Source organism: Pedobacter frigiditerrae, from assembly GCF_004331645.1.
In the GTDB taxonomy this organism is placed as follows: Bacteria; Bacteroidota; Bacteroidia; order Sphingobacteriales; family Sphingobacteriaceae; genus Pedobacter; species Pedobacter frigiditerrae.
Map to the genome: position 1 here is coordinate 107,475 of NZ_SJSK01000004.1, position 13,842 is coordinate 121,316.

Here is a 13,842-nt window from a genome sequence, read left to right on the forward strand (position 1 = left end):
TGTTTATTGGCAATTCTTATAAACTATAAAGAATGGATTGCTTTTAAATGCTAAATAATTTCTACTTTTAGATTCGAATTTACTTTTTTGGCTTATGAAAAAAATATTACTTATCATAGTTTGTGTATTCTTATATTACAATGGGTTTTCTCAGGTTGAAGGAAATTATAATTATAGCATTGGCATAAGGGGATATTCTTTAATGCAAATGCCAAAAATTTTAAACCAAACCAATTCACAAGATTATACTGATACCTATCTTAATGGCTTTCTTGTTAAATTCAATGACAATCAAATTAGCCTTCGCTTAAATGGCAATTACTTTAGAAAAGACCTAAGCTTTCGTAATCAGTGCGAAAATTGTGAAATTGCAACAGGGAAAATGACGGATTTCGGTTTTAAAGTTGGATTTGAAAAAAGTATAAGTTATGCTAAGATACAGCCTTATTTTGGTGGCGACATGGGTTTTAGGGCCAACCATTTTACTGGGGAGATTAAAACTGCCAACCCAAAAAGCACTAGCGCTCCGTACAATGTTGACTCTGATAAAAATGGTTTTATTTTCGCACCAATCTTAGGACTTAAAATTAATCCAATTAGTCAAATCTCCATTTTTGCTGAAACAAGTTTAGATTTTTATTATTCTTACGAACGTCAAGAAACGATTCAGCAAGACGCAGCGAACACACGATCATTTGTAAAATATAACAAATGGGAATTTTTATTAAACCCAATTTCAATAGGAATTCAAGTACATCTTGTTGGAAGAAATTAATAAGGATCTACGTCAATCTGAGTAATTACACTCTTGAAGTCTTTTTGCGCGTTAAAATCTTTGATGGTTTCTTTTAAAACAGTTTTAACTTTTTGAATTGGTGCATTTTTTTCGACCTTAATAATAATTTGCTTGATATAGTAATTTCTAATTCTAGCTACTAAAGGTTGTTCTGGCCCTAAAATTCTATTCCCTAATTGTATTTTTAGAGCATTAGCTAGACTTTGGGCTGCAATATTTAAGACATTAGAGTCCTTGTGTTTTACATTAATGAATATCAAACGAGTAAAAGGAGGATAATTGAACTGTTTACGTTCTATCATCTCATCGTTATACATCTCTGTATAATTATTTTCTATTACTTGTTTAATGATACGATGAGAATCATCATAAGCTTGTATACAAACTTTACCTTGCTTATCTCTTCTACCTGCTCTACCTGCTACTTGCGCCAATAATTGATAACTTCTCTCAAACGCCCTAAAATCTGGGTAATTAAGCAAGGTATCTGCATTAATTACACCAATTAAACTAACATTATCAAAATCTAATCCTTTGGCCACCATTTGTGTCCCTATTAAAATTTGAGTTTTTTTGTCCTGAAAATCGGAGATGATTTGTTGCATTCCATTTTTAGTTCTGGTGCTATCTAAGTCTAAACGAGCAATTTTCACATCTGGAAAAATAAGACTTAGTTCCTCTTCTATTCTTTCAGTTCCAAAACCTTTTTGCTCAATGTGCACTGAACCACAGGCAGGGCAAATATTAATGCTACTTTGATGATAACCACAATAGTGACAATGTAATTTACCACTTGTTTTATGATAGGTTAAACTTACATCGCAATTAACGCATTTTGGCGCATAACCACAGGTAGCACAAATTAATATAGTTGCATACCCTCTTCTATTTTGAAATAAAATGATTTGCTCCTTATTCTCCAAAGCAATTGCCATGTCATCTATTAACACACTAGTAAAATAAGAAGTCATTTTTTTACGTTTGGTTTCTTCAGCAATGCTAACCACTTGTTGTAACGGTAGCTGAACACCTCCAAATCGCTCATTTAAAATAACTAAACCATACTTTTCTGTTTCTGCATTATAAAAACTCTCTATTGATGGTGTTGCCGAACCTAGTATTACTTTAGCTTGATGTAAATGACCCAGAAAAACAGCTGCATCTCTGGCTTGATACCTTGGTGCTGGCTCGTGTTGTTTATATGAAGACTCATGTTCTTCATCAACCACAATTAACTTTAAATCTTTAAATGGTAAAAAGACGGCTGAACGCGCACCTAACACAACTTGATAAGAACCATTTAACACTTTGTTCCAGATCTCTACCCTTTCATTATCGTTAAATTTAGAATGATAAACACCGATCTTATCACCAAAGTATTTTTTAATTCGTTCTACTATCTGCGTGGTAAGCGCAATTTCTGGCAATAGAAAAAGTACTTGTCCACCTTGTGCAATAGCAGTTTCAATTAGCTTAATGTATAATTGGGTTTTCCCAGAAGCTGTAATTCCATGTAGTAACACCACATCTTTATTTGCAAATTGAGCTTCAATATCCAAAAATGCCTTTTGTTGAGCAGCACTTAGCTCAAAATTGACTTCAAATTCATCATGAGCATCGTTTAATCTACTTACCTGCCTTTTCTCAACATTAAAAATATCTTTATCTATTAAAGATTTTAATGCAGCTTGTCCGCTACCAGATTCTTCTAACAATTTTTGTTTTGGAATGGTAGTTTCACTTTTAGAAAGTTTTAAATAGGCCAATAATGCATCTAATTGTTTTGGTGCTTTTTCTAAAAGTGAGAACAATTGTTTTAGGTTTTCTTCATCCTTGTAAAAAGGGTTTAAAGAAATGAATGATTTTAACAGTGGCCTGTATTTTTCAATAACTTCTTCAGCTATATAAATTACTTCCTTACTAATTAAAGAGTTGATAATTGGATAAACAGTTTTCTGTCCTAATAATTCAACCACATCATCAATACTAATGCGTTGCTGTTTATGCAATACATCAATTATTAAGCTTTCCTTTTCTGTCAAGTTTAATTCCAAAGGCAATTCATCTCGCAACACTAAAATCGTTTCACTAGCCAGTTTTAGCCCAGTTGGTAATGCTGCTGCCATTACATCGCCTTCATTGCATAGATAATAAGCCGTAATCCAGTCCCAAAACTCAAATTGTTTTGCTGTAATAACGGGGATTTCATCCACAACATCGATTATGTACTTTGCTTGATAAAATTCTGGCGGTTGCTGACCAATACTTTTAACTAAGGCTGTATATATTTTATGTTTTCCAAATTGAACAACTACACGTTTGCCCACTGCAACTTTATCATTGAGCTCAAACGGTACACGATAAGTATAATTTATAGCTAATGACAAAGGCAATATCACTTCTACAAAAAGTGTTTCCCTTTCAGAAAAATCCAATGAAGTTGCAAATTGCATTATTTATCTTTTAGTGCGGCAAGGAATAGACAAACCCAACCCAATATAAAACACAAACCTCCAATTGGAGTAATTGGACCAATGAATTGAGCAGAAAAATGATAAATATCTTTTAATGCTAAAAGATAAAGAGAACCAGAGAACAAGATAATCCCTAGTGTAAAGAAAATATAGGAAAGGCCGATTAATTTGTTTTTATAACGAGCAAAGGTAGAAAGGTATAAAAGTGCAAAAACGTGATAAAACTGATATTCGACTCCTTTTTGCCAAATTTCTAAAGACGTTACACTAATTAACGCCTTAAGGCTATGCGCACCAAATGCACCTAACATAACTGCTAGTCCACCCAAAAAAGCAGCAGTAAGGATTATACGTTTGTTCATGAGTAATCGGCTTAATATAAATGCTAAATTAAGAAAATGCCCTTATAATCTCTGTAATACCAAAATTAAATTAAATTTGTAGTTACGGTCATGAGAAAGATATACATAACATTAGGAGTTTTATTTTTGGGGGTAATTGCTATGGCCTATTTGTATTTTTCTAACCTAAATACAGAAGCAAATGCAAATAATATATCTTTAAATGCTGTTGCAAAAGAGGCTAGCCTTGTCTTCAGTTTTGATAACGATAAGAGCTTTTATGAAATATTACGTGGGCAGGATTTACTTCAAAATATTTTAGGAGAGAAAAAATCTAAAGAGTTAAAATCTTTAAGAGAAAACCTCATCGAGAACCATGAAATTTTTAATCAACTAGATGGACAAAAAATCTACATCGGTATATTACCTGGATTAGAAAACACAGTTGATTTCTTAATTAGCACGCAACTCAAGGCCAATTCCGATCCAATAAAAGTATTAGATAACCTAAAATCCAGTAAAATAAAGATAGAAAAGGTAAAGGATATTTATAAGTTAAGCTTTACGGATAGCACCAATTGTTTTGTAGGCATTAAAGATAAATTGATTTTAATTTCTAATTCGGCATCAACCATTGAAAATAATTTTACAAATCAAAAAATTGAAAAGGGTTTTGTTGATTACGTGAAAGCAAATTCTAGATTTAATAAAAATACTTTAGCAAATCTGTATATTAACTTTAATAACACACCATTATTACTCAAAAACCTACTAAATAGCAGTTTAACTGGAGAACTCCATATTTTTAGTCAGCAAAATACTTATGTTGCATTAAGTTATAATTTTAGTAAGGAGAAGTTATTATTTAATGGGAATACTGATGTAAATGACAATAATTACTTCAAGCTATTTTCTAAGATACCTGAGCAAAAAATAAATATCAATGTAATCCTTCCCACAAAAACGGCCAACTATGCTATTTACGCTATAAATGATTATACCAGTTGGCGAAAACAATTAATGGAATTACAAACAGGAAGAAGTGAAACTGAAAAGCTTAATAAAAACATTGCAAACATCAATCAAACTTATAGACTTGATATAGAACAAATTTTCATTAAATATTGTAATCGTCAGTTTGTTAGTTTTCAGCTGAATACTGGAGAGAAATTTGGGGCTGTAGCCTTAAATGATGGAGAAAAATTAAATCAACTTTTATTAGACCTAAGCGCGGAGTATGCAACAGATATTAGGATTTTTAAAGAAGCAAATATACCTTATATATTTTTTGGCGATCCATTTAAAAAGTTCGAAAGACCATTTTATACCATAATTGATAATTATTTAGTAATGGCAAACAATGCAAGCAGCATTAACTCATTCTTAAATAGCTATAGTAATGGAGACTTGTTAATCAATAATGAAGATTACAGAGGCTTAACAGATCAACTTTCTACATCTGCAACCATATCATTTTATGTAAATAATAAGAACTCAAATGATATTTTCGGAAGAAATCTAAAGAGACCATACTACAAACAGTACCAGTCTAAGGATGGATTTAAGTATTATGATGCGTTTTCTTATCAGCTCTCGGGAGGTAGTGGAAGATTTTTAAGTAATGTTTTGCTTTACAAAAAAGCAGAGAAAGTTATTGAGCCAGATACTTTAAACACAAATTAGTAATTTAGGTGATTATGAGAAAAAAATACTTTTTAGCATGTGTCTTATTACTTGTAATCAGCAACTTAAAAGCGCAACAATATGCATTATTTAATACACGAACAATGTTCGATGCCTTTGAAAACCCAGCTGCAAGGTCTTTCACTTTAGATAGTTCCGGTAAATTTGCCTCTAATTTCTTTTTCCCAAATTTTGCTGTAAATGCAGCTCATAAAGGTAGTGCTGATGATGTAATTAGGAAATTGGCCAATACAGGGATTTATGACACTGGAACCATACCTTTAGGTGCTGGAATAAGAAATAAGCTCTTCCAAAACTCTAATGTTTACCTAGCTACTTTCAGAATTTTTAGCTCCTATAAGTTTAATCAGGAAATTGGTTTTGCATGGCAAGTAAGAACAGATGCCTATGCAGATTACACCAATGAAACACTCGCTATTTTAGATTCTTACAAAAAATTTGATGCAGGCCCTTACGAAGACGTCTTTAACTCTAGCGGTTATCAGCAATCTTACCATCAATTTAGTGTAGGCATTAGAGAAAATTGGGATAAAAGACTAGCATTTGGCCTAAAATTAAGCCTATTAAGCGGCATAGCTTATAATAAAATCGACATTAACAATTCATATTTCTACCTAGACCAACTTAATAACAGATTAGATATAGGTGTAAATGGAACATATAAAGGCACTTTCCTTTATGAAGATGAGATTGAAAAGAAAATGCTCATTCCTACCTTTAAAAACCCAGGCCTATCTGTAAGTTTAGGCACAACCTATTCATCAAGAAGTGGATATTTTTTAATGGGAAACATTAAGGATTTAGGTTTTATAAGGTGGAACAAAAAATCTCACGTCGCTAAATTTAATACTATAAAAAGCATAACTGATGTAGCTAATGCTGATGTAACTGAAGAGGTATTGGAAATTGCACAAGATGCAGATGAACAGAAAAGGTTTCTTACCCCAACTAATGCAAAAGCAGATTTTTTAATTTCGAGAACATTTAATTTTTATAAACCCAGCGTCGTCATTTCTAAAAATTTGTTTCACCAGGGAGGAGATATTGCATTTGTAAACACATTTAAAACAGGTAATTTATCAGCAAGTTTAACACCGGTATATAATTTCAACAAATTCATTATGGTGGGTATTCAGGGCATGTACCAGACGCCAAACTTTGAATTTTTTCTGGGAACAGATAATTTAGGTAAGTCTATTTCTTTAGGTAGGGGAATAAATCAAAGTGATGCATTAGTTGGAAAAGGATATATTGGTGGTTCTATTTATATGGGCTTAGGCATAAAATTTGGGCAAACTGTAAATCATCCTATGAACTTGAGTACAATGCCTGGCGTAAATGGCGCAAGAGTTTATAAAGGATTTTTTAGAAGTATTTATGATTTCTTTGTAAAGCCAAAGCAGTTTTAAAGCACCTTGTTTTTGGGGGTGGTAAAAACGAAATCTTTTAAGTAAAATGGCTCGAAATAAGCAACATCTTCAAAGCTTTCATTCACGAAAGCTGCATTTGCAAGGTTGCTCATATGGGCAGCAGAATTAAAATTAACATTTGAAAAATGTGCATTTTGATGTATTAAAACAGGCGCACATTTGGCTGCGCCATCACCAATAAATGTTAAATAATTACTATCAAGCTCTAAAACAAAACTCTTTTCATCTACAATTTTTGCATTAACTGTCTCTACCTGATGAAGATGATTATCATACACTGCTGTAAAAACTTCCATTCGCCTAGCATCTATCATAGGGCAAATTAAACCGCCATAGTTAGGATGTTGAATTAAAAACCCATTTGCCATCATCTGCAAAGTATTAATAGCAATTAAAGGTTTATCTAAAGCAAAACACAAACCTTTAGCTGTGGAAACACCAATACGTAAGCCAGTATAAGAACCAGGACCCTTACTTACCGCAACCGCTTCTAAATCTGCATATTTAAGATTAGCAGTCCTCATGACCTCTTCAATAAATAGCGTTAAGCTAGAAGCATGAATGTTTTGAGCCGTTTCTTCCCTTAATGCAATTGTTTCTCCGTTAACAGAAATTGCAACAGAACAAACTTGGGTAGCGGTTTCAATTTGTAAGATGGTTGCCATTGCTCAAATATAAGAAGGTAAAATGGAAAATGTAAGATGGAAGTTATTTTTAGCTAGGGAACTGGATCATGTCCGTGTTTACCCCAAGGATGGCAACTTGCAATGCGTTTTAAGGTAAGCCAACCACCATAAAACGGTCCGTGTTTCTTAATGGCCTCTACACCGTATTGTGAGCAAGTAGGTGTAAATCTACAACTTGCACCTAACAATGGCGATAAAAGCAACTGATACAGCTTAATGATGCCTAGAAATAACCAAGAAAACAATAACTTAATTATTTTCATCAGCTGTAAATTGACTGGTTAACTTTTTTAGGGCATTAGCTAGTTTTTTTTCAAAGAACGCATAATCGTAATGCTCTTTTCCAATAAACTGTAGAGACAGTAATAATAAATCCTTGCGATTGGCTAAAGCACTATACAACAAGGCTTCTTTTTGCTGGCGATACGCTTCACGAGTTCTTCTTTTTATTAAGTTACGGTCTACCGCGTGTTTAAAACGCTTTTTAGCCACATTAATAACCACTTGAGCAGGATATTGATGTGGCTCTTCACTAAAAAGAAAAGTTAGCCGAAATGGATATAATAAAAAAGAAGAACCGTTTTTAAATAGCAAGTCTAATGACTTTTTGCTACATAACCGTTCTTCTTTGTTAAATTTGTTCATCTTTTTGATTGTTACCTACACAAGGTTTTGCAGACTAATTACTGCACCAGGTGCCAAAGGCATCCCTTTGGGACAATCAAAAATTATGCTTTATGACGACGCTCGTCAGAAACTGATAATCTTTTTCTTCCTTTTGCACGGCGAGATGCTAATACTCTTCTACCGTTTGCTGTAGCCATTCTTTCGCGGAAGCCATGCTTGTTTCTTCTCTTTCTTTGCGAAGGTTGGAATGTTCTTTTCATAACTGTATAATATCTTAACTAGAGTTTTTAAATAAGAGGTGCAAATATAATGCGATTTTTCTAAAAATGCAAGAGGCATTTAGTTTTATTTTTTATTTATTTCCAAAGTTGTTAGACTTAGAAGATTAATGGTTGTAAAACTACTTAAAGTCCTTTTAATGTAAATCAAAGATAGTAATTCTTTTGAATCTGTAGTTCCGCCCCCACTTCAACTTCTTGTTTTCGCACCTCAAACTTGCGGCTTTCTCGCTATGGTTAGATTTAAGTGCAAGTTTTGTGCACAGAACTGAGTTTCCTAAACCAGATTGGTAACGATAGCTCTTGAGCTGAAAGCGAAAAGGTTAAAGCAGGACAAGCTTTAATGGCTGCAGTAATTTGCTTTTCGAAAAAATCTACAAACCCAATGCGGCTTTCAGTTTCACGTATCCAGTTTTACTAACTGGCAACCAAATTCCCGATTTTAAGAGCACAATATAACTTTCTTTTTCCTTCAATTCTATTTTGGTTACCTCTGCCAAATTAATGATGTAAGAACGATGAATTCTAATAAACTGATTTGGATCTAATGTTTGTTCAAAGAAACTCATCGTTTTATTTTTATGGAAATTACCTTCTGTTGTATTTAATTTCACATAATCATCATCTGCCTCAATGTAATTAAGTTCAGTAACAGGAATTATTTTAATTACGCCTGCATTTTTCACCACAATCCTGCTGTTTTGTGCTGGGGATAACGATGCGCTTTCCAATAGCTCATTACTAGTTTCACCTTTGGCTAGTTTAGCAGGCAATTTCTGCATGGCTTGGTCAAAACGCACTTGCTCTATTGGTTTTAACAAGTAATCTACCGCATTAACCTCAAATGCTTTAATGGCATATTCATCAAACGCTGTGGTAAAAATAACAGCAGGGTGATTTTCTACCAATTCAAGCATCTCAAAACCACTTATTTTCGGCATCTGGATATCTAAGAAAATAAAATCTGGCTTGTGCTGGGTAATCGCTTTTAATCCTTCGAAACCATCGCTACATTCAGCAACAATTTCTATGTCTGGATACGATTTCAAATAGTGCTTAACCACATCCCTTGCTAAAGCTTCATCGTCAATTAGTATCGTTCTTATCATCTTTTTGAGGTATTTTAAGCGTAGTAATGTATAAATTATCGTTTTGCGTTTCTGTTTGTAAAAGATTGCTATCAGCAAATAACAAATATAATCTTCTTCTAATTGCAGACAAGCCAAACCCAGTTCCTTTACTCGCCTTCATTTCTAGGTCATAAGGGTTAGAAACACAAATAACCAAAGCCTTATTTTCAAGCTTTACTCTCATTGCAATAGTTATAGCTGTTGATGTGTTGTACAAACCAAACTTAATTGCATTTTCTACTATAGGCTGCAATAAAGTTCCTGGCAAACATAAACCTAAAGTGTCTTCTTCAATTTGTACATCAATATTTAACCTATGGCTAAAACGAACTTTTTCTATATCTAAATATAATTGAATATACTCCATTTCTTCGGCTACGTTTACCCAAACTTCATCATCACGCTTTAAAGTACCACGTAAAAATGCAGCTAATTTGGTAATCATTGTTCCTGCTTCAGTCGGATTTACAATGGTTAATGCATATACAGAGTTTAAACTATTGAATAGAAAGTGAGGCTGCAATTGGTGCCTTAACTTATTCAGTTCTGCTTCCTTTGCTAAATTTTGGGCAGTTAACAATCTATCTTGCGTGGCAGATTGTTCTTCTACCCTGTACCATAATATATTAGCCAAGGCACACCAACTTAAACACAAAAAAACTATTAATGCCCTATAAGGAAGGGAGAATTTCAAAAACTCAATATAATCAGCTTCTCTACTAAAAACATAGCTCAGACCATATTTTGCCAAGAAAACAACCACCAACGTAAGCACAATTGTCAGTAGTAACAGAAATAACATTTTCTCATTTTTAGGCTGATAATAGCCCAGCATGTTACTTAGGGTTATACAGCCAATGGCCAATAGACCATTACTAAGAATGCTATCGGCCAAGGCAATTTGCCAAGAAAAATCTAAGGTATAATAAATCAGAAAGGCACAAATCCCAATCCAACAGAGCAGTATAATACTACAGACAGATTTTATTTGTTTTATGGATAAGGGTGTTGTTGTCAAAACTCTAAGTTTAAGGTGAACTGATTAATAGTTTCTAATATCAACCCCACCAAACATCGCTATGCCTTTTATAATTAATAATTTATTTGGTCCTTCAGCTAATGGCTGAATACTCCTTTTATCGTCTAAACCTCCAAATATTGCAGCTATCTCAGATTTCACATGCCAACCTGGAGGGATGATTATTTTGCATCCACCAAATACGGCAGTGATGTCGATTGTAATTTCACCCTCAAAATCTGCCTGTGTTAAATTCAAATCACAACCTCCGAAAACGGCAGTGACTTCGCCCCCTTTAAAGTTCTTAGAGTAAATTGTTTGATGACTGCCACCAAATACGTTTACAGAATCTAAATAATCATTACTACTTGTTTTCTTTTCAGCATTTGGATTAAAATTTGGGTCTTCTGCTGGGTTAGCCAAATAAGGGTCATGTTCGCCAAATCTTGTTTTCCATTTATCACCTTTATTTTTCCATTTCGCTTTGTGTTTAAAGTCGCTTTTTGGTTTAAAGATTAAAAATAAACCTAATGCAATAATTAAGGCTGGCCATCCAATTTTATCAAAATCAATTGTATCATCAAGTGCTTCTTTTAAAGTAAAAAATGCACCAATGATGATTAATATCACACCATTTCCATTTTTAAAATTATGTTTAAATCCTATAAATAAACCTATTAGGATTAATATGTTGCTCCAGTGAAATATCCAACTAGGCAAATTTAAACCGCAATTATTTAGCAGTAAAAGTGAACCAACTCCAATTATAATTAATCCAGCCCAAACTTTTCCGGAGTTGTTCGCTGTATTTTTATTTTCGTTTATATTATTATTTTCCATTTCCTTATTCTCTAAATGTATATCCAAATGTAAGGGGAACTTTTACATTCGACAACCATACTTTGTTATTTACAAGCTTATTCTCGGTAAAAAGCATTAATTAATCGGTAAGTATTTTTGCTTTTTGTTAAAACCAATTGGCCAAGCGTTATAAATGATTAATTTAAGTTTACGATTGGTTAAATTATAGAAAATATTTTTTCAATTTTAATCGTAATCTTGATTATTCTAAAATCTTAATGCGATGATAAAACCCATCTTAATATACTGCCTTACTTTATTCTTTTTATTTTGCAATCCTTCAGATGGTAAATCACAGGGAAAAGTAGAAGATTATCAACGAGCCGAACTATTTAATGGCTTAATGCAAAACAAAATATATCATGCTCCTACAAACATCAAATGGCTGGCTGATAAGAGACAGTATTTCTACAGCATACTTACAGCAAAAGGAACCGAATATCGATTAGTGGATCCACACAGCTTAATACAAGCATCAGCTTTTGACCAAGAAAGACTTGCTGCAGAACTTTCTTCTCTTACTAATTCTAAGTTAGAAGCCTTTAAACTTCCAATTACGAATGTAGCAATGAACAATAATGCTACAGAATTGAATTTTAATTATGGCGATAAACAATGGACTTATGACTTGGCTACCTTTAAGTGCAAGGAAATAGTAAAACAAGACAACCAAAGGCAAACAGGATATTGGGGAGATAGACAGGGAGATGCTTTAGATAGAAAAGTAAAATCCCCTGATGGGAAATGGAATGCCTACATTAAAAACTACAATGTATACATTAAAGGCACAGAACCAACAGCTAAAGAATTTCAATTAAGTTTTGATGGTTCTGAAGGAGAATATTACAATACCGAGTTAGCTTGGTCTCCTGATTCTAAAAAATTAGCCACTTATAAAGTTCGCCCTGCTAAACCGCATTTAATTTACTTAATAGAATCCTCTCCTACTACCCAACTCCAGCCCATTCTACAATCTAGAAACTATTTAAAACCTGGCGATGCGCTAGCTCAGTCACAACCATCTTTATTTATCATAGATACTAAAAAACAAATAGCTGTTGACCAAAGTAAAATCCCAACCCAATATGCTTTAACCAATTTGCAATGGAGAACAGACAGCAGAGCATTTACTTTTGAATACAATCAAAGAGGGCATCAAAAATATAGTGTTGTAGAAGTTAATACAACGGGATTTGTTAAAGAATTGATTGCAGAGGAAAGCAAAACCTTTATACATTACAGTGGAAAAAGATTTAGGTATGATATTAATGATGGAAAAGAAATAATTTGGGCTTCTGAACGAGACGGATGGAATCATTTATATCTATACGATGGGGAAGGGAAATTAAAAAATCAAATAACCAAAGGAGAATGGGTAATACGAAGTATAATTAATGTTAACGAAAAAGAAAGAACTATTCTGTTTGAAGGTAGTGGCATGGAAAAAAGTCAAGACCCTTATTTTATTCAATACTATAAAATTAATTTTGATGGTACAGGACTAATAAAATTAACTACTGAAGACGGAAATCATAAAGCGTATTTTAGTGATGATTTTAGCACATTTATAGACACATATTCTCGAATAGATAAAGTACAAATAACCATTTTAAGAAATGGCAAAACTGGAAAGCTATTAAAAGAATTAGAGCAAGCAGACATTAATCCCTTACTTAAAACTGGATGGAAATTACCAGAAGTTTTTAGTGCAAAAGGTAGGGATGGCAAAACAGATATTTGGGGAATGATTATCCGTCCAAGTAATTTTAACCCATCAAAAAAATATCCTGTTATAGAATATATTTATGCTGGACCACATGACTCTTTCGTACCAAAAAGCTTTGTAAACGACTCAAGAGGCTCCTTACATGAATTGGCCGAACTGGGTTTTATCGTAGTGCAGATAGACGGAATGGGAACTTCTAACCGTTCTAAAGCGTTCCATGATGTGGCTTGGAAAAACTTAAAAGACGGCGGCTTTCCAGATAGAATACTCTGGATAAAAGAAGCAGCCAAGAAATATAATTACATGGATTTAAGCAGGGTTGGCATTTTCGGTAATTCTGCAGGTGGTCAAAGTTTGTTAGGAGCTTTGTTATTTCATCCAGACTTCTATAAAGTTGCAGTTTCCTCTTCTGGATGCCATGATAATAGAATGGATAAAATATGGTGGAACGAACAATGGATGGGCTATCCTATTGGTCCAGAATACGGCGAATCTTCTAACGTAGACAATGCTTATAGATTACAGGGGAAATTACTGCTAATTCTAGGTGAGTTAGATGACAATGTAGACCCTTCCTCAACCATGCAAGTAATAAATCAATTAGTTAAGGCCAACAAGAATTTTGATTTTTTAATGGTGCCTGGAATGAAACATTCTTTAGGTGGCGATTATGGTGAGCATAAAAGGCGTGATTTCTTTGTCAAACATCTATTGGGTGTTGATCCACCAGAATGGGCTTGGAAAACGAATATAACCATCCCCAAACCCTAA

General features: G+C 33.4%; 13 protein-coding genes. 4 read left to right on the forward strand and 9 right to left on the reverse strand.

From position 1 onward, the window contains the following. Nucleotides 1–94: 94 nt before the first annotated feature. The gene (locus EZ428_RS15605; RefSeq protein WP_131554120.1) at nt 95–775 is read left to right on the forward strand and encodes a hypothetical protein; all 681 of its coding nucleotides are present in this window, start codon (nt 95–97) and stop codon (nt 773–775) included. On the opposite strand, the gene priA is transcribed toward EZ428_RS15605, so the two are convergent. Then, on the reverse strand, nt 772–3,249 hold the full coding sequence (priA, locus tag EZ428_RS15610; RefSeq protein WP_131554121.1) for a replication restart helicase PriA: 2,478 nt from the start codon (nt 3,247–3,249) through the stop codon (nt 772–774). The two genes, EZ428_RS15605 and priA, sit on opposite strands and share 4 nt — an antisense overlap. Continuing rightward, nucleotides 3,249–3,632: a DUF423 domain-containing protein gene (locus EZ428_RS15615; protein WP_131554122.1), complete on the reverse strand. Its 384-nt coding sequence runs from the start codon at nt 3,630–3,632 to the stop codon at nt 3,249–3,251. The genes priA and EZ428_RS15615 overlap by 1 nt, the downstream gene beginning before the upstream one ends. A 90-nt stretch (nt 3,633–3,722) precedes the next feature. Here EZ428_RS15615 and EZ428_RS15620 point away from each other — a divergent pair, with 90 nt between their 5' ends. Beyond that, complete coding sequence (locus EZ428_RS15620; RefSeq protein WP_131554123.1) at nt 3,723–5,294, forward strand: hypothetical protein; 1,572 nt, start codon at nt 3,723–3,725, stop codon at nt 5,292–5,294. Nucleotides 5,295–5,308: 14 nt separating this feature from the next. Then, nucleotides 5,309–6,724, forward strand: coding sequence for a DUF5723 family protein (locus EZ428_RS15625; RefSeq protein ID WP_131554124.1), 1,416 nt, complete (start codon nt 5,309–5,311; stop codon nt 6,722–6,724). Here the strand turns inward: EZ428_RS15625 and tsaB are convergent. From tsaB to EZ428_RS15660, 7 genes are all read right to left on the reverse strand, one after another. Beyond that, entirely contained in the window at nt 6,721–7,410 is a 690-nt protein-coding gene (gene tsaB / locus EZ428_RS15630) for a tRNA (adenosine(37)-N6)-threonylcarbamoyltransferase complex dimerization subunit type 1 TsaB (protein WP_131554125.1), read from the reverse strand. The two genes, EZ428_RS15625 and tsaB, sit on opposite strands and share 4 nt — an antisense overlap. 53 nt (nt 7,411–7,463) lie before the next feature. Further along, the gene (gene yidD / locus EZ428_RS15635) at nt 7,464–7,694 is read right to left on the reverse strand and encodes a membrane protein insertion efficiency factor YidD (RefSeq protein ID WP_131554126.1); all 231 of its coding nucleotides are present in this window, start codon (nt 7,692–7,694) and stop codon (nt 7,464–7,466) included. Beyond that, entirely contained in the window at nt 7,681–8,076 is a 396-nt protein-coding gene (rnpA, locus tag EZ428_RS15640) for a ribonuclease P protein component (RefSeq protein WP_131554127.1), read from the reverse strand. The genes yidD and rnpA overlap by 14 nt, the downstream gene beginning before the upstream one ends. A gap of 83 nt (nt 8,077–8,159) precedes the next feature. Next, a complete protein-coding gene (gene rpmH / locus EZ428_RS15645) occupies nt 8,160–8,318 on the reverse strand; it encodes a 50S ribosomal protein L34 (RefSeq protein ID WP_055133745.1) in 159 nt (52 codons plus the stop codon). Nucleotides 8,319–8,710: 392 nt separating this feature from the next. Next, nucleotides 8,711–9,445, reverse strand: coding sequence for a LytR/AlgR family response regulator transcription factor (locus EZ428_RS15650; protein WP_131554128.1), 735 nt, complete (start codon nt 9,443–9,445; stop codon nt 8,711–8,713). Next, on the reverse strand, nt 9,423–10,484 hold the full coding sequence (locus EZ428_RS15655; RefSeq protein WP_225871078.1) for a sensor histidine kinase: 1,062 nt from the start codon (nt 10,482–10,484) through the stop codon (nt 9,423–9,425). The genes EZ428_RS15650 and EZ428_RS15655 overlap by 23 nt, the downstream gene beginning before the upstream one ends. Nucleotides 10,485–10,508: 24 nt before the next feature. Then, nucleotides 10,509–11,324: a LiaF transmembrane domain-containing protein gene (locus tag EZ428_RS15660; RefSeq protein WP_131554129.1), complete on the reverse strand. Its 816-nt coding sequence runs from the start codon at nt 11,322–11,324 to the stop codon at nt 10,509–10,511. 244 nt (nt 11,325–11,568) lie between these two features. Here EZ428_RS15660 and EZ428_RS15665 point away from each other — a divergent pair, with 244 nt between their 5' ends. Continuing rightward, a complete protein-coding gene (locus EZ428_RS15665; protein WP_131554130.1) occupies nt 11,569–13,842 on the forward strand; it encodes a S9 family peptidase in 2,274 nt (757 codons plus the stop codon).

Bases quoted from the DNA above. Each gene is read 5' to 3' on its own strand.
- EZ428_RS15605 (WP_131554120.1), top strand. From the start codon at position 95: ATGAAAAAAATATTACTTATCATAGTTTGTGTATTCTTATATTACAAT.
- priA (WP_131554121.1), bottom strand. From the start codon at position 3,249: ATGCAATTTGCAACTTCATTGGATTTTTCTGAAAGGGAAACACTTTTT.
- EZ428_RS15615 (WP_131554122.1), bottom strand. From the start codon at position 3,632: ATGAACAAACGTATAATCCTTACTGCTGCTTTTTTGGGTGGACTAGCA.
- EZ428_RS15620 (WP_131554123.1), top strand. From the start codon at position 3,723: ATGAGAAAGATATACATAACATTAGGAGTTTTATTTTTGGGGGTAATT.
- EZ428_RS15625 (WP_131554124.1), top strand. From the start codon at position 5,309: ATGAGAAAAAAATACTTTTTAGCATGTGTCTTATTACTTGTAATCAGC.
- tsaB (WP_131554125.1), bottom strand. From the start codon at position 7,410: ATGGCAACCATCTTACAAATTGAAACCGCTACCCAAGTTTGTTCTGTT.
- yidD (WP_131554126.1), bottom strand. From the start codon at position 7,694: ATGAAAATAATTAAGTTATTGTTTTCTTGGTTATTTCTAGGCATCATT.
- rnpA (WP_131554127.1), bottom strand. From the start codon at position 8,076: ATGAACAAATTTAACAAAGAAGAACGGTTATGTAGCAAAAAGTCATTA.
- rpmH (WP_055133745.1), bottom strand. From the start codon at position 8,318: ATGAAAAGAACATTCCAACCTTCGCAAAGAAAGAGAAGAAACAAGCAT.
- EZ428_RS15650 (WP_131554128.1), bottom strand. From the start codon at position 9,445: ATGATAAGAACGATACTAATTGACGATGAAGCTTTAGCAAGGGATGTG.
- EZ428_RS15660 (WP_131554129.1), bottom strand. From the start codon at position 11,324: ATGGAAAATAATAATATAAACGAAAATAAAAATACAGCGAACAACTCC.
- EZ428_RS15665 (WP_131554130.1), top strand. From the start codon at position 11,569: ATGATAAAACCCATCTTAATATACTGCCTTACTTTATTCTTTTTATTT.